We start from the raw sequence: 15,716 nt of genomic DNA, 5'->3' as shown, positions 1-15,716 counted from the left end.
CCCCGGTCCGGAACAGGGCCCAAGATTTTTCGCCGAAAAATCTTGGGCGTCGCTCAAAAGAACACCTCCGCCGCCGGAATGGCAATCGAGCCTTGCGCCATGCGCAGGATCAGGTTGCCGGCCGGGTCGATGGTCTCGAACCGTCCCTCACGGGTCTCGGCCCCGGTGCGGGCGCGGATCGTCTCGCCCAGCCGCGCGGCATGGGACAGCCATTCGGCGCGCAGGGGTTCGAAACCTTCGGCGCGGAACGTCGCCTCGCGCCGCGCATAGGCCGGGGCGAGCGCGTCGAGGAACGCCTCGGGCGCGATCCTGAGGCCGGTTTCCTGCATCAGCGAGACCGGCGGCACCGCGCCGGGTTCGACGAGCGCCAACTCGGGCGCTGCGATCAGGTTCACCCCGATGCCGATGCACAGCACCGCATCCGGGCCGCCCAGCCCCTGGCTTTCCAGCAGGATCCCCGCCAGCTTGCCGCCGTTGCACAGGACATCGTTCGGCCATTTCAGCGCAAAGCTCGCCGGCAGCCCGGTCAGCGCGACCAGCGCGTCCCGCAGCGCGAGTGCGGCAGCGAAAGAGCGCAGCGCCACCGTCTCGGGTGGCTCGGTCGGTTTCAGGACCAGCGTGGCATGGAAATTGCCGCGCGGGCTGACCCAGGGACGTGCGCGGCGCCCGCGGCCAGCGGTCTGCAGCCCGGCCAGGATCCAGGTCGGGCCGGCAAGGCCGCCTGCGCGCCGGAAGCCCTCGGCGTTGGTGCTGTCGATCTCGGGCAGGACGATGCGCCCTGCCCCGGTCTCAGCGGACAAGCGCCTGGGCGGCCAGCGCCGCCGGGCCTTCGATGCCGAAGAGGTTCACCACGCCCAGCACCATGATCGCGGCCACCGCCACCAGCATCGTCCACTGGACGGGCGCCATGCGGCTGTCCACCGGGTCCTGCTCGGCGCCGAAATACATGAAATAGACAAGGCGCAGGTAGTAGAAGGCCCCGATCACCGAGGCGATGGCCCCGGCCACGGCCAGCCAGACCCAGCCCGCATCGACGGCGGCCTTCAGGACGTAGAACTTGCCGAAGAAGCCCACCATTGGCGGCACGCCCGCCAGGCTGAACAGAAGGACGAGCATCGCCAGCGCCTTCAACGGTTCCTTCTTCGCGAACTGGTTCAGACCCGCGATGTCCGAAACCGGACGGCCGTCGCGTTCCATCGACAGGATGAAGGCGAAGGTGCCGACGTTCATCGTGACGTAGATCGCCATGTAGATCAGCGTGGCCTGCACGCCGTAGGCCGTCCCGACCGACAGGCCGATCAGCGCATAGCCCATGTGGGCGATCGAGGAATAGGCCATCAGCCGCTTGATGTCGCGCTGGCCGATCGCGGCGACGGCGCCCAGGAACATGGAAACCACCGCCAGCGCCGCCAGCACCTGTCCCCACTGGCCCGGAATACCGCCGAAGGCGTCCTGCGCCAGCCGCGCGATCAGCGCCATGGCCGCGACCTTGGGCGCGGTGGCGAAGAAGGCGGTGACCGGCGTGGGCGAGCCCTCATATACATCCGGCGTCCACATGTGGAAGGGCGCGGCCGAGACCTTGAAGGCCAGCCCCGACAGCATGAACACCAGCCCGAACAGAAGGCCCAGCGGCACGCCGTCCTTCACCGTGGACAGGATCCCCGCGAACTGGGTCGTGCCGGCATAGCCATAGACCAGCGACGCACCGTAAAGCAGAAGACCCGAACTCAGCGCGCCCAGCACGAAGTATTTCAGCCCGGCTTCCGAGGACCGCGCGCTGTCGCGGCGCATGGCGGCGACGACATAGAGCGACAACGACTGCAGCTCGAGCCCCATGTACAGCGTGATGAGGTCGGCCGAAGAGACCATGACCATCATCCCCACCACCGCCAGCGTGACCAGCACGGGATATTCGAAGCGCAGAAGCTCGCGGCGGCTCATGTAATCCTGGCTCATCACCAGCACGGCCGCGGCCGAGACCAGGATCGTGACCTTGGCGAAACGCGCGAAGGGGTCGTCCACGAACAGCCCGTCGAACACCGTGCGCTCGCCGGTCCCGGCCACGCCGATATACAGCGCCAGCGCCACGAACAGCCCCGCCGTGGCCCAGACCAGCGTGGCGGCCAGCTTGTCCCTGGTCGTGTAGACCGCCGCCATCAGCGCGGCCATGGCATAGCCCGACAGCAGGATCTCGGGCAGAAGGATGCGGAAATCTGCAGAGGTCATGGCGGGCTTCCTAGTGCATGGCCAGCGCCGCCGGATCGGCAGGCAGCGCGGCGTGGTAGTCGGAGACGAGGGCGGCGACCGAGGGACCGATGATGTCGGTCACCAGGCTCGGATAGACGCCCAGGATCAGGGTCATGGCGATCAGCGGCGCGAAGATCGCCTTCTCGCGGCGGTCCATGTCGGTGATCGACTTCAGCGCCTCCTTGATGAGGTCGCCGAAGACGACCCGGCGATAGAGCCAAAGCGCATAGGCCGCCGACAGGATCACCCCCGTGGTGGCCACGGCGGCGACCCAGGTGTTGACCTGGAAGATGCCCATCAGCGTCAGGAACTCGCCCACGAAGCCTGAGGTGCCCGGCAGGCCCACATTCGCCATGGTGAAGAACATGAACACCAGCGCATAGGCCGGCATCCGGTTCACGAGCCCGCCATAGGCGTCGATCTCGCGGGTGTGCATCCGGTCGTAGATCACGCCCACGCAAAGGAACAGCGCGCCCGAGATGAAGCCGTGGCTCAGCATCTGGAAGATCGCGCCGTCCACGCCCTGCTGGTTCGCGGCGAAGATGCCCATGGTCACATAGCCCATGTGCGCAACCGAGGAATAGGCGATCAGCTTCTTCATGTCGGTCTGCGCCAGCGCGACCAGCGAGGTATAGACGATGGCGATGGCGCTCATCCACAAGACCAGCGGCGTCATGACGTCGGACCCCACCGGGAACATCGGCAGGCTGAAGCGCAGGAAGCCATAGCCGCCCATCTTCAAGAGGATCGCGGCCAGCACGACCGAACCCGCCGTCGGCGCCTGGACGTGGGCATCCGGCAACCAGGTATGGACCGGCCACATCGGCATCTTCACCGCGAAAGAGGCGAAGAAGGCCAGGAACAGCAGGGTCTGCATTCCGCCCACGACATGGATGCCGAACAGGCTGAAGGTCTCGGAGCCGAAGTTGTGGGTCAAGAGCTTCGCGATGTCGGTGGTGCCCGCGTCCAGATACATCGCGATCATCGCGACCAGCATCAGGACGGACCCGAGGAAGGTGTAGAGGAAGAACTTGAAGGCCGCGTAGATGCGGTCCTTGCCGCCCCAGATGCCGATGATGAGGAACATCGGGATCAGTCCCGCCTCGAAGAACAGGTAGAACAGCACCAGGTCCAGCGCCATGAAGACGCCCAGCATCAGTGTTTCCAGCACCAGGAAGGCGATCATGTATTCCTTCACCCGGTGCTCGACGTTCCAGCACGACCAGATGGTGATCGGCATCAGGAAGGTGGTCAGCATCACGAACAGGATCGAGATGCCGTCCACCCCCATCTTGTAGGTCAGGCCCAGGATCCACTGCCGTTCCTCGACGAACTGGAAGCCGGTGTTCGACGGGTCGAAGCGGAACAGCACGAAGAGCGAGATCAGGAAGGTGGCCGAGGTGGTGAACAGCGCAAGCCACTTCGCCCCCTGCCGCGCCGCCGCGTCATCGCCGCGCATGAACAGCGCCAGGATCAGCGCCGCGACCAGCGGCAGGAAGGTGATGATCGAGAGAAGCTGGTTTTCCATCTTGAGCAGCCCTTACTTCGCGCCGCCGAACAGCGTCATCCAGGTAACCAGGGCCACGATCCCCAGCACCATCGCGAAGGCGTAGTGGAACAGATAGCCGGACTGCGCACGGCCAGCGAGCCGGGTGAGAAAGGGAATGATCCCCATCGCCACCCCGTTGATCGTCCCGTCGATGACATTGCCGTCGCCGCGCTTCCACAGGAAGCCCCCCAGCCACTTGGCAGGGCGGACGAAGATCACGTCATAGAGTTCGTCGAAATACCACTTGTTCAGCAGGAACAGGTAGAGCGGGCGCTGCTGCGCGGCCAGGCGGCGCGGCAGGCTCGGATCCTTGATGTAGAACAGCCAGGCCACGGCAAGGCCGATCAGCATCGCGATGAAGGGCGATACCTTCACCCAGGCCGGCACCAGGTGCGCGGCGTTGATCATCGTGGTCGGCGCGTGTTCCGCCTTGGCGGCCTTCTCGGCATCCAGGCGCGTATCGACCACCGCCTGCTCTTCCGGCGTGAAGGGCAGCATCAGGATGGCGCCCTTCGGGGCGACGCCGACCTCGGCCTTGAAGTCATGCGAAAGCTGCGCCTCGATCTGGGCATCGGTCTCGCCCGCCACCGGCTCGGTCACCGTCACGGCGGCGGCGTCATGGCCCGTGCCGTGATCGGCCGCGACCGTCTGACCCTCGGTATTTGCCGCGGCAACCTCGCCATGCGCCTCGCCATGCGCGGCGGCAGCTTCCATGCCGAACCAGTTGCGCACCGCAGCCTCGTCGCCGAAGAAGACCTTGTACCAGATCATCCCCGAGAACACCGCCCCCAGCGCCAGCACCCCCAGCGGGATCAGCATGACCATCGGGCTTTCGTGCGGCTCGTGGTGGTGATCGTCGTGGCCGTGGGTGTGATGCACGGCACCGTTGTGGTCGTCATGACCATGGGCGGCGCCATGCGCGCGGCTCTCGCCGTAGAAGGTCATGAACATCAGCCGCCAGCTGTAGAAGCTGGTGAAGCAGGCCGCGACGACCAGCAGCCAGAAGGCATAGGACGACCCGACCCAGGCGCTCTCGATCACCGCGTCCTTCGACAGGAAGCCGGCGAAACCGTAATGGGTCAGCGGGATGCCGACGCCGGTGATCGCCAGCGTCCCGATCATCATCGCCCAGAAGGTCAGCGGGATCTTCTTCCGCAGCCCGCCATAGTTGCGCATGTCCTGTTCGTGATGCGTGGCGTGGATGACCGAGCCTGCGCCCAGGAACAGCATCGCCTTGAAGAAGGCGTGGGTGAACAGGTGGAACATCGCCACCGAATAGACACCCACGCCGGCGGCCACGAACATGTAGCCTAGCTGCGAGCAGGTCGAATAGGCGATCACGCGCTTGATGTCGTTCTGCACCAGACCCACGGTCGCCGCGAAGAAGGCCGTCGTCGCCCCCAGCACCGTGATGAAGGCTGTCGCCTGCGGGGCGTATTCATAGAGGGGCGACATCCGGCAGACGAGGAAGACCCCCGCCGTCACCATTGTCGCGGCGTGGATCAGGGCCGAGACCGGCGTCGGGCCCTCCATCGCGTCCGGCAGCCAGGTGTGCAGGAACAGCTGCGCCGATTTCCCCATCGCGCCGATGAACAGAAGGATGCCGACCAGGTTCGCCGCGTTCCACTCGGACCAGAGGAAGGTCAGGTTCGTCTCGGCCAGCGCCGGGGCGGCGGCGAACACGTCGTCGAAACGGATCGAGTCGGTCAGGAAGAACAGCGCGAAGATGCCAAGCGCAAAGCCGAAGTCGCCGACGCGGTTGACCACGAAGGCCTTGATCGCCGCCGCGTTGGCCGAAGGCTTGCGGTAGTAGAACCCGATCAAGAGGTAGGAGGCGACGCCCACGCCTTCCCAGCCGAAGAACATCTGCACCAGGTTGTCCGCCGTCACCAGCGTCAGCATGGCGAAGGTGAAGAATGAGAGGTAAGCGAAGAAGCGGGCCTTGTAATGCTCGCCCTCGTGCCAGTTCTCGTCATGCGCCATGTAGCCGAACGAGTAGAGGTGGACGAGCGCCGAGACCGAGTTCACCACGACCAGCATGATCGCGGTCAGCCGGTCCAGCCGGATCGCCCATTCGCTGCCCAGCGTCCCGCTTTCGATCCAGCGCAGGATGGTGATGTGCTGCGTCTCGCCGTTGAAGGTCAGGAAGATCCACCAGGACAGCGCGGCGGCCAGGAAGACGAGCGAGGTGGTGATGACCTGCCCCGCGCGCTCGCCGATGAGCCGCCAGCCGAAGCCGCAGATGATGGCCCCGATCAGGGGAGCGAAAAGGATGATCGTTGCCATCTGGGTCAGCCCTTCATCACGTTGACGTCTTCCACCTCGATCGTGCCGCGGTTGCGGAAGAACACGACCAGGATGGCCAGACCGATCGCGGCCTCGGCGGCGGCGACGGTCAGGACGAACATGGTGAAGACCTGCCCCACCAGATCGCCCGAGAAGCTGGAGAAGGCGACGAGGTTGATGTTGACCGCCAGAAGCATCAGTTCGATCGACATCAGGATGACGATCACGTTCTTCCGGTTCAGGAAGATCCCGAAGATCCCGATGACGAACAGCGCCGCGGCCACCGTCAGGTAATGTTCAAGTCCCACCATCTCTCGTTCCCTCTTGGGCTCTTGTGGCCCGAATTTGCGCTGGCCCGAAGGCCGATTTCGTAGGGTGCGCTACATCGCACCGGTCAGAGGCCCTGCCCCGGCTTGACGTCCTTCAGCTCCATCGCCTTGGCCGGGTCGCGCCACATCTGGGCCAGCACGTTCTGCCGCTTGATGTCCTTGCGATGCCGCAGCGTCAGCAGGATCGCCCCGATCATCGCCACCAGGAGGATCAGGCCCGCCAGCTGGAACAGCAGGAAATAGCGGTCGTAGAGGATCATCCCCAGCGCGCGGGTGTTCTCGATCTCGGAGGGCGCGGGCGCCACGGCCTTGCGCAGGCCCTCGGCCCCGTCGGCCACCGTCCAGACACCGATGCCGATGGCCACCTGCATCAGGAGGACCACGCCGATCAGCAGGCCCAGCGGCATGTAGCGCGCCAGTTCCCCCTTCAGCGCGGCGAAGTCGATGTCCAGCATCATGACCACGAAGAGGAACAGCACCGCCACGGCGCCGACATAGACGATGACCAGCAGCATCGCCACGAACTCGGCCCCCAGCATCACGAACAGGCCCGAGGTCGAAAGGAAGGCCAGGATCAGCCACAGCACCGAATGGACGGGGTTGCGGCTGAGCGTCACCATCAGGCCCGACGCCACCGTGATCACGGCGAACATGTAGAAGGCGAAACTGAAGACGGTCATGCGTCTTTCTCCTCAGGCGTTTCGGCGAAGACGGACTGGGCGACTTCCAGCGCCTTCTGCATGGCGGGCACCCCGCCGAACATGGACATCTGCCAGATCACTTCCGCGACCTCGCGTTTCGTGGCCCCGGCCGACAGGGCATTCCTGATCGTCATCCGCAACTGCGGCTCGCCCACCGGACCAAGGACCGTCAGCGCCGCGATGGTCACGAGGAACCGGGTCCGCGCATCCAGACCCTCGGGGTTGAAGGTCTTGCCGAACCACATCTCCAGCAGTTCCTTGGGCATCGCCGGAAAGAACTTTTCCATCGCCTTCGCGTCGAAATTCTCCATGCCCGGCATGAAGGCCTGGGCCATCTTCTGGCCCTGCTCCATCCAGGCGGAAAACATCTTGGCGAAGTCGTCGGTCATGGGATCACCGGTAGGGCGCGTCGAGTTCCAGGTTGCGGGCGATCTCGGCCTCCCAGCGTTCGCCGTTCGCAAGGAGTTTTTCCTTGGTGTAGAACAGCTCTTCCCGCGTCTCGGTCGAGAATTCGAAGTTCGGGCCTTCGACGATGGCATCGACCGGACAGGCCTCCTGGCAGAAGCCGCAGTAGATGCACTTGGTCATGTCGATGTCATAGCGCGTGGTGCGGCGGCTGCCGTCCTCACGCGGTTCGGCGTCGATGGTGATCGCCTGCGCCGGGCAGACCGCCTCGCAGAGCTTGCAGGCGATGCAGCGTTCCTCGCCGTTGGGATAGCGGCGCAGCGCATGTTCGCCACGGAAACGGGGCGACAGCGGCCCCTTCTCGTGCGGGTAGTTCACCGTCGATTTCGGCGCGAAGAAGTACTTCATCCCCAGGCCGAAGCCCTTGATGAAGTCCATCAGAAGGAAATAGCGCGTCGCGCGGGTCCAGTCGATGTTCGCCATCATCAGCCTCCAATCGCCCAGCGGGCCCAGAAGCCGCCAAGCACTTCGAATTTCGCCAGGAACGCCACGATCACCACCCAGGCCAGGCTCATCGGCAGGAAGACCTTCCAGCCGATCCGCATCAGCTGGTCATAGCGGTAGCGGGGGACGATGGCCTTCACCATGGCGAACATGAAGAAGAACAGCCACATCTTGGCGACCATCCACCACCAGCCATCAGCCAGGCCGGGGATCGGCGAGAGCCAGCCGCCGAAGAACAGAAGGCTGATGAGGGCGCACATCAGGAAGATCGCGATGTATTCGCCGGCCATGAACAGCAGGTAGGGGGTCGAGGAATATTCCACCATGAACCCCGCCACGAGTTCCGATTCCGCTTCCGGCAGATCGAAGGGCGGGCGGTTGGTCTCGGCCAGCGCGCTGATGAAGAACAGCACCACCATCGGCAGATGCGGCAGCCAGTACCAGTTGAACAGGCCCCAGTCCCCGTCCTGCGCAGCCACGATGGCGCCGAAGTTCATCGCTCCGGTCGAGAGGATGACGCCGATGATGATGAGGCCCAGCGACACCTCGTAGGAGATCATCTGCGCCGCAGACCGCAGGCTCCCCAGGAACGCGTATTTCGAGTTCGAGGCCCAGCCGCCCATGATCACGCCGTAGACCTCCAGCGAGGAGACGGCGAAGACGAACAGGATCGCCACGTTGATGTTGGCCAGGACCCAGCCGTCATCGAAGGGAATCACCGCCCAGGCCAGGATCGCGAGGACAAAGGACAGCATCGGCGCCAGGAAGAAGACCGGCCGGTCCACGCCGGCCGGAACCACGATTTCCTTGACGACATACTTCAGCGCGTCGGCCACCGATTGCAGCAGGCCGAAGGGCCCCACCACGTTCGGACCCCGCCGCATCTGCACCGCCGCCCAGACCTTGCGATCGGCATAGACGAGGAACAAGAGGCTGATCATCACGAAGGCCACGATCAGAAGGCTTTGCGCCGCGATCAGCACCGCCGTTCCGAATCCCGTGGCAAGAAACCCGTCCATGTCAGTCCCTCATCCTCAAACCGTCGGTATTCCAAGCGCTGCGCAGTCCGCCACCGCCGCCTTGACGTCGATGGTCCGCAGGCCCTCGGGCAGTTCGGCCGAGAGCAGATAGACCGCATCCCCCACCCATGTCCGCCCGTCCTTCCTCACGATGGTCCGCACCTGCCGCGCGAAGCCAAACCCTTGATCCAGCGCATATTGCGCGGCAGCACAGCGGCCATAGGCCTCGACATCCGGTCCCCCGTCCCCGCCCCGCAGGGCGACGGTTACGCTGACCAGGTCCCTGTCGAGCTGGATCGTCGAGACCCCCTCGTAGACCGGCGCTTGCCCGCGTTCCTCTGGCACCTCTCCGCCGGGCGTGCAAGCCCCCAGCGCCGCTGTTGCGGTGCCGAGGGTGGCCAGCAGGGAAAGGCGTTGCGCCACGGTCCTACTCCGCCGCAATCGGGGCCGCCGCGCGGGCCTTGGCCATCGCCGACAGCTCGGCCATCACCGAAGAGGCCCGCGCGATCGGGTTGGTCAGGTAGAAGTCGCGGATCGCGTTGCGGAACGTGGCCTTGGCCGGCGCCTTGACCGGCAGGGGTTGCCATGCGTTCTCCGGCACCTCGTCGATGCGGCCCAGATGCGGATGCCGCGCGACCAGAGCCGACCGCAGCGCTGCGAGCGAATCCCAGGGGAGCTGCTGGCCGACCTCGGCCGACAGCGCTCGCAGGATCGCCCAGTTCTCCTTGGCCTCGCCCGGTGCGAACCCGGCGCGGAAGGCAAGCTGCGGGCGGCCTTCGGTGTTGACGAAAAGCCCGTTCTCTTCCGTGTAGGCTGCGCCCGGCAGGATGATGTCCGCCCGGTTGGCCCCCCGGTCGCCGTGGCTGCCCTGGTAGATGACAAAGGGCGCATCCGCCCCGTCTCGGCTGATCTCGACCTCGTCGGCGCCCAGGTTGTAGATCACCTGCGCGCCCTGGGTGGCCATCGCGAGGCCGCCTTCGGTCACCGCGCCCACGTCCATCGCGCCCACGCGGGCAGCCGCCGTGTGCAGGACCATGAACTTGGCCCCCGCGCCAGTTGCATAGGCCATGGCCTGGGACAGGACCGCCTCACCGTCGGCCTCGTTGATCGCGCCCTGGCCGATGATGACCAGCGTGTTGTCCTTCGCCGTCACCCGGCCGACCAGATCGACCAGTGCCGCGCGGTCGGTGCCCATGTGCTTGTAGTCATAGGTCAGATCCGCCGCCTCGCCGATCAGCCCCACAATCGCGCCGGCCGCCCAGGCCTTGCGGATGCGGGCGTTCAGCACCGGAGCCTCGACACGCGGGTTGGTCCCGATCAACAGGATCACCTTGGCCGTGTCGATGTCCTCGATCTTCGCTGTGCCGACATAGGCCGAGCGGTTGCCCGCAGGCAGCCTCGCGCCATCCGTGCGGCACTCGACATGGCCGCCCAGCGATTCTACCAGCATTTTCAAGGAGTAAGCGGCCTCGACTGGCACCAGATCGCCGACGAGACCCGCCACCTTCCTGCCCTGCATGGCGGCAGCCGCCTTGGCCAGCGCCTCGCCCCAGGTCGCCTTCCGCAGCTTGCCGTTCTCGCGCACATAGGGCGTGTCCAGCCGTTGCCGACGCAGCCCGTCCCAGACGAAGCGGGTCTTGTCGCTGATCCACTCCTCGTTCACGCCGTCATGGTTGCGCGGCAGGATGCGCATGACCTCGCGGCCCTTGGTGTCGATGCGGATGTTCGACCCCAGCGCATCCATCACGTCGATCGACTCGGTCTTGGTCAGTTCCCACGGCCGCGCGGTGAAGGCATAGGGCTTCGAGGTCAGCGCGCCCACCGGGCAGAGGTCGATGATGTTGCCCTGCAGGTTCGAATCCAGCGTCATGTTCAGATAGCTGGTGATCTCGGCATCCTCGCCGCGCCCGGTCTGGCCCATCTGGGTGATCCCGGCGACTTCGGTCGTGAACCGCACGCAGCGGGTGCAGCTGATGCAGCGCGTCATCGCCGTCTTGACCAGCGGGCCGAGATTCAGGTCCTCGGACGCGCGCTTGGGCTCGCGGTAGCGGCTGAAGTCCACGCCATAGGCCATGGCCTGATCCTGCAGGTCGCATTCGCCGCCCTGGTCGCAGATCGGGCAGTCGAGCGGGTGGTTGATGAGCAGGAACTCCATCACCCCCTCGCGGGCCTTCTTCACCATCGGCGACCTGGTCTTGACGACCGGAGCCTCGCCGTTGGGGCCAGGACGCAGGTCGCGCACCTGCATCGCGCAGGAGGCCGCCGGTTTCGGCGGGCCGCCCACCACCTCGACCAGGCACATCCGGCAGTTGCCGGCGATCGACAGGCGTTCATGATAGCAGAAGCGCGGGATCTCCACCCCGGCGACTTCCGCCGCCTGAATGATGGTCATGGCACCATCGACCTCGACCTCGATCCCGTCGATGTTGATTTTCCTGAGGTTGGTCATGGCCTTACTCCGCCGTCCCTTCAGGCAGCCGCCGTCTCCGGCGGCTGCGTCCTTGATGTGTCTGTTGCTCTGCGAGCGTCATTTCGTCGACCTCAGCAGCGATCCGGCGAGCGATCCCTTGGCGATCTCTTCCTCGCCGATCTTGCAGTAGGTCTCGGGCTTGCCCGGCTCGGCGCCACGTTCGGCCAGCCAGGCTGCCGCCTCGGCCTTGAACTTCGCCTTCTCCTCCTTGGACCGGACGAAGTCGCGGACGACATCGGCCGCGTAGCCCTGCTTCAGGGCATAGTCACGAAGGTTGTTGAGCTCACCCAGCGCCCGCATCGTGCGCGGCTTGATCGTCGGGCAGTTGTTGGCGATGGCATCGCCGATGAAACCCTGCAACAGCCTGTCGTGGATCACCGGGTCTTCGTTGATCGGCACCAACGCCAGCGCGGGCGTGGCGGCCAGGGTCAGGGCAAGGGTCAGTTTGCGAAGCATCTTGGTCTCCTTTGCTGCTCGTACAGCCCAGATGGGGCCACCCCCCCTTGCTATGCCATGACAAACCGCCGTTTTCAGCGAGTTGTGACCCTCCGGGACCGCAGCCGTCATGCGCAACCCTCCGGATAGACCCATTCGCCCGTCGCCCGGTCGAAGCGGTCGTAGATCGAGACGCGGACAGCGCCCCCGCAGGCCGCATCCGCCGCCTTCCGGGCCAAAGCGCCCTCCCACATCTGGAACGGCTGGCCATTGTTGGTGACGCGCACCGGCCCCCGGACCGAGCCCTGCGCGGCAGGCGCGGTCGGCGCCGTTCCCACGCAGGCGGCCTGGGCCAGCATCACCGAAAGGGCCAGCGCCATCCGCATCACTCCGCCGCGACCGCGCTGATGCGGCCGGTCTTGCGGGCCTTGATGCGGTCCTCGATCTCGTCGCGGAAGGCGCGGATCAGGCCCTGGATCGGCCAGGCGGCTGCGTCGCCCAGCGCGCAGATCGTGTGGCCCTCGACCTGCTTCGTCACCGACAGCAGCATGTCGATCTCCTCGATCTCGGCCTCGCCGCGCACCAGCCGGTCCATGACCCGCATCATCCAGCCCGTGCCCTCGCGGCAGGGGGTGCACTGGCCGCAGCTTTCGTGCTTGTAGAACTTCGACAGCCGCCAGATCGCCTTGATGACATCGGTGGACTTGTCCATCACGATCACCGCCGCCGTGCCCAGGCCCGAGCGCTGCTCGCGCAGCCAGTCGAAGTCCATGATCGCGTCGTCGCACTGTTCCTTGGTCAAGAGCGGCACCGAGGACCCGCCGGGGATCACCGCCTTGATGTTGTCCCAGCCGCCCCGGACCCCGCCGCAATGGCGGTCCAGAAGCTCGCGCAGCGGGATCGACATGGCCTCTTCCACGACGCAGGGGTTGTTGACGTGGCCCGAGATGCCGAAAAGCTTGGTCCCGGTGTTGTTCGGCCGCCCGAACGAGGCGAACCACTCCGGCCCCCGGCGCAGGATCGTGGGCACAACGGCAATGGATTCGACGTTGTTCACCGTGGTCGGGCAGCCGTAAAGGCCGCTGCCGGCCGGGAACGGCGGCTTCATCCGGGGCATGCCCTTCTTGCCTTCCAGCGATTCCAGAAGCGCGGTCTCCTCGCCGCAGATATAGGCCCCTGCCCCGTGGTGCAGGTAAAGGTCGAAGTCCCAGCCCGACTTCGCGGCGTTCTTGCCCAGAAGCCCCGCGTCATAGCATTCGTCGATCGCGGCCTGCAGCGCCTCGCGCTCGCGGATGTATTCGCCGCGGATGTAGATGTAGCAGGTGTTCGCCCCCATCGCGAACGAGGCGATCAGCGCGCCCTCGATCAGCGTGTGGGGGTCGTGCCGCATGATCTCGCGGTCCTTGCAGGTGCCCGGCTCCGACTCGTCGGCATTGATGACCAGATAGGACGGGCGGCCGTCCGACTGCTTGGGCATGAAGCTCCATTTCAGGCCCGTGGGGAAGCCCGCGCCCCCCCGGCCCCGCAGGCCCGAGGCCTTCACCTGCTCGATGATCGTGTCGCGTCCGCGCTTGATGATCTCGGCGGTGCCGTTCCAATGGCCGCGCTTCATCGCGCCCTTCAGGCTGCGGTCATGCATCCCGTAGAGGTTGGTGAAAATGCGATCCTGATCCTTGAGCATTTGGTCTTCCTAACTCCGGCGTCCGCGCCAGATCTGATACGTCACCACCAGGGCCCAGACGAAGCCCGCGATGGCCAGAAGGTCGAAGAGGAACACATAGCGCGTCTCCAACCCGAGTTGTCCGCCCAGGACCTGCGCCCCCATCCACAGAAGCATCGTCCCGGCCAGGACGATGGCCACCAGCCGCACCTGTCGGGCGCGCTGAAGGTCAGCCGGGTCGGGACGGTTCTGCATGCGGGGGGGGCCTCTCCGGGGCTCAGTAGTTGTTGGTCTTGGCGCGTTCGCGGAACGCCTCCAGCCCTTCGTTGACGATGATCTTTGCCTGCGCCACCCACTTGTCGCGGGTGACGCGGCCCTTGAAGCCCTTCAGGTTCGCATCGACCCAGGCCACGTCGGCCTCCGACCAGCTGGCGATCTGATCAAAGTGGAAGAAGCCCAGCTCGTTGACCAGCTTTTCCATTGCCGGACCGATGCCTTCGATCTCCTTAAGGTCGTCGGCCTTGCCGCCGCGCGGCGCCGACAACCGCTCGGGTCCGGCATGGGCCTCGGCGGGCATCGACACGAAGGCCGCGGGGGCGGCCGCGGCGGCCGCGACCGGCGCGGCAACGGGCTCTGCCGTGGCACCCATGCCCCGCGCGACCGGAGCCGGCGATTTCGTCCCCCAGGGCAGGCCCAGGATGGCACCGACGAGCAAGGCCACCACGATCCCGATCGCTGCCGCGGGCGAATAGTCGAACTTGCCCACCACGATCAACGCGCCGAAGGCGACCAGCCCGGCCGCCGCACCGATGATCCAGCCGCCCAGCCAAGGGGCATTCACGTTCTCTGCACTGCGCATTCCATGTCACTCCCGTCTGGGCGGCCCGGCGGTCCCGGTTTCCGCGTTGCTACGTTTCACCGTCACGCCCTGGCGGCGGCGGCGGCTTCTTCCTTCGTCCCTCCATTCGCCAGGATCTTCGCCTGGAGCACCCATTTGTCCCGCGTCGCGCGGCCCTTGAACGATTTCATCTCGGCATCGACCAGCGCGACATCCGCCTCGGTCCAGGCGGCGATCTGGTCGAAGTGATAGAAGCCCAGGCTGTTCATCAGCTTCTCCAGAGCCGGGCCGACCCCGTCGATCATCTTCAGGTCGTCGGCCTTGCCGCCGCGCGGGGCGGCAAGCCGCACCAGCCCGGTCGCAGGCGCCTTCGATGCCTTGGATTTCCCGGCGGCCCTGGTCCTGGTGGCCTTTGCCTTACCGGCGACCGGGGGGGTGGCCTCGGCGACCGGAGCCGCGGCGCCCGTGGGCGCAGACGCTGCGGTCGGCTGCGACTTGCCCTTGAAGCCGACCGCGGGTCTCCCCTTGCCAGCAGCGGATGCCGACGGCTTTGCGGCTGTCCGCCCGCGCGCCTTGTCCTTCGATCCGGCGCTGCCATCGGCAGCCGGCTTGACGCCGGCCTTCGACCGCGACCTGGACGCCGCCTTCGGTTCTGCCGCCGGGTCGGCGGCGGGCGCTTCTGTCGCCAGGTCGGCGATGGGCGCTTCTGTCGCCGGGTCGGCGACGGGGTCCGCGTCGCGGTGCGGTTCGGGTGCCGCCGGCGGAACCGGCTCCGCCTTTGCAATGGGCGTAGCCGCCCGCGCCGGCGCCGGCGCAGCCGCAGGCGCGGCTTGCGGCGGCATGATCAGCGGCGCAGGGTCGAGCTTCGCCAGGGGAGTGACCATCGCGGCCGGACGTTGCGGCACCGTCGCCGCCGGAACGGGCCGCACCGGCACCGCCACGACCGGCGAGGCCTGCGCCCCCTCGATCCCGCTCACCCGCGTGGTGCCCTCGGCAAGGGTCGAGGCCGGGACGATCCTGCGCACATGGCGCTCTGCCTCGGCATCGTCGTGACGCTTCACCGCCTCGGCAAGCCGGTAGAGGATCAAGAGCACGACCAGTGCGATTGCCAGCGCAAAGGCCAGCGAGGGAAACACCAGGTAGTGGAAGACATAGCGGAGGACGACGAAGAATATCAGGCCCGAGGCCAGGACAAGTGCCCAGCCTCCCCTGCCGATCGTCGTGTCGTCATCCCGGTCCAACATCAACCCGCTCCCGTCGCCGGTCCGGCCCT

The 15,716-nt window shown here is 66.2% G+C and carries 17 protein-coding genes; all 17 read right to left on the bottom strand.

The window, feature by feature from the left end:
- Positions 1 to 53: 53 nt before the first annotated feature.
- The 17 genes from FL625_RS16055 to FL625_RS15975 all read right to left on the bottom strand — a co-directional run bounded on the left by FL625_RS16055 (position 54) and on the right by FL625_RS15975 (position 15,687).
- On the bottom strand, positions 54 to 800 hold the full coding sequence (locus tag FL625_RS16055) for a biotin--[acetyl-CoA-carboxylase] ligase (protein WP_149589684.1): 747 nt from the start codon (positions 798 to 800) through the stop codon (positions 54 to 56).
- Positions 790 to 2,226 carry an NADH-quinone oxidoreductase subunit NuoN gene (gene nuoN, locus FL625_RS16050; protein ID WP_149589683.1) on the bottom strand — a complete coding sequence of 479 codons (1,437 nt, stop codon included), beginning with the start codon at positions 2,224 to 2,226 and terminating at the stop codon, positions 790 to 792. Before nuoN ends, FL625_RS16055 begins: the two co-directional genes overlap by 11 nt.
- A 10-nt stretch (positions 2,227 to 2,236) precedes the next feature.
- The gene (locus FL625_RS16045; RefSeq protein WP_149589682.1) at positions 2,237 to 3,775 is read right to left on the bottom strand and encodes an NADH-quinone oxidoreductase subunit M; all 1,539 of its coding nucleotides are present in this window, start codon (positions 3,773 to 3,775) and stop codon (positions 2,237 to 2,239) included.
- 12 nt (positions 3,776 to 3,787) lie between these two features.
- On the bottom strand, positions 3,788 to 6,082 hold the full coding sequence (gene nuoL / locus FL625_RS16040; RefSeq protein ID WP_149589681.1) for an NADH-quinone oxidoreductase subunit L: 2,295 nt from the start codon (positions 6,080 to 6,082) through the stop codon (positions 3,788 to 3,790).
- 5 nt (positions 6,083 to 6,087) lie between these two features.
- The gene (gene nuoK / locus FL625_RS16035; protein WP_103258174.1) at positions 6,088 to 6,393 is read right to left on the bottom strand and encodes an NADH-quinone oxidoreductase subunit NuoK; all 306 of its coding nucleotides are present in this window, start codon (positions 6,391 to 6,393) and stop codon (positions 6,088 to 6,090) included.
- An 83-nt stretch (positions 6,394 to 6,476) separates the two neighbouring features.
- On the bottom strand, positions 6,477 to 7,091 hold the full coding sequence (locus FL625_RS16030) for an NADH-quinone oxidoreductase subunit J (RefSeq protein ID WP_149589680.1): 615 nt from the start codon (positions 7,089 to 7,091) through the stop codon (positions 6,477 to 6,479).
- Entirely contained in the window at positions 7,088 to 7,501 is a 414-nt protein-coding gene (locus tag FL625_RS16025) for a carboxymuconolactone decarboxylase family protein (protein ID WP_149589679.1), read from the bottom strand. The genes FL625_RS16030 and FL625_RS16025 overlap by 4 nt, the downstream gene beginning before the upstream one ends.
- Positions 7,502 to 7,505: 4 nt before the next feature.
- Positions 7,506 to 8,000, bottom strand: coding sequence for an NADH-quinone oxidoreductase subunit NuoI (nuoI, locus tag FL625_RS16020; RefSeq protein WP_149589678.1), 495 nt, complete (start codon positions 7,998 to 8,000; stop codon positions 7,506 to 7,508).
- 2 nt (positions 8,001 to 8,002) lie between these two features.
- Positions 8,003 to 9,040, bottom strand: a complete 1,038-nt coding sequence (gene nuoH / locus FL625_RS16015; protein ID WP_149589677.1) for an NADH-quinone oxidoreductase subunit NuoH — start codon at positions 9,038 to 9,040, stop codon at positions 8,003 to 8,005.
- 15 nt (positions 9,041 to 9,055) lie between these two features.
- On the bottom strand, positions 9,056 to 9,463 hold the full coding sequence (locus FL625_RS16010) for a YNQ4 family lipoprotein (RefSeq protein WP_149589676.1): 408 nt from the start codon (positions 9,461 to 9,463) through the stop codon (positions 9,056 to 9,058).
- A gap of 4 nt (positions 9,464 to 9,467) precedes the next feature.
- Positions 9,468 to 11,489 carry an NADH-quinone oxidoreductase subunit NuoG gene (gene nuoG, locus FL625_RS16005; RefSeq protein ID WP_149589675.1) on the bottom strand — a complete coding sequence of 674 codons (2,022 nt, stop codon included), beginning with the start codon at positions 11,487 to 11,489 and terminating at the stop codon, positions 9,468 to 9,470.
- A gap of 78 nt (positions 11,490 to 11,567) precedes the next feature.
- Positions 11,568 to 11,966 (bottom strand): DUF5333 domain-containing protein, encoded by a 399-nt coding sequence (locus FL625_RS16000; RefSeq protein ID WP_149589674.1) that lies wholly within the window; start codon positions 11,964 to 11,966, stop codon positions 11,568 to 11,570.
- A 107-nt stretch (positions 11,967 to 12,073) separates the two neighbouring features.
- Entirely contained in the window at positions 12,074 to 12,325 is a 252-nt protein-coding gene (locus FL625_RS15995; protein ID WP_149589673.1) for a hypothetical protein, read from the bottom strand.
- Positions 12,326 to 12,330: 5 nt separating this feature from the next.
- Positions 12,331 to 13,626 carry an NADH-quinone oxidoreductase subunit NuoF gene (gene nuoF, locus FL625_RS15990; protein ID WP_149589672.1) on the bottom strand — a complete coding sequence of 432 codons (1,296 nt, stop codon included), beginning with the start codon at positions 13,624 to 13,626 and terminating at the stop codon, positions 12,331 to 12,333.
- A 9-nt stretch (positions 13,627 to 13,635) separates the two neighbouring features.
- Positions 13,636 to 13,860 carry a DUF5337 domain-containing protein gene (locus tag FL625_RS15985; RefSeq protein ID WP_149589671.1) on the bottom strand — a complete coding sequence of 75 codons (225 nt, stop codon included), beginning with the start codon at positions 13,858 to 13,860 and terminating at the stop codon, positions 13,636 to 13,638.
- 22 nt (positions 13,861 to 13,882) lie between these two features.
- Positions 13,883 to 14,464 carry a helix-hairpin-helix domain-containing protein gene (locus tag FL625_RS15980; RefSeq protein WP_235019459.1) on the bottom strand — a complete coding sequence of 194 codons (582 nt, stop codon included), beginning with the start codon at positions 14,462 to 14,464 and terminating at the stop codon, positions 13,883 to 13,885.
- Between the two features lie 62 nt (positions 14,465 to 14,526).
- On the bottom strand, positions 14,527 to 15,687 hold the full coding sequence (locus tag FL625_RS15975) for a helix-hairpin-helix domain-containing protein (protein WP_149589670.1): 1,161 nt from the start codon (positions 15,685 to 15,687) through the stop codon (positions 14,527 to 14,529).
- Between the last annotated feature and the right edge of the window lie 29 nt (positions 15,688 to 15,716).

This window comes from Tabrizicola flagellatus, from assembly GCF_008271465.1.
Lineage (GTDB): Bacteria > Pseudomonadota > Alphaproteobacteria > Rhodobacterales > Rhodobacteraceae > Tabrizicola > Tabrizicola flagellata.
Note: the sequence above shows the minus strand (reverse complement) of the source record. Positions and strands in the feature narration are given on the sequence as shown.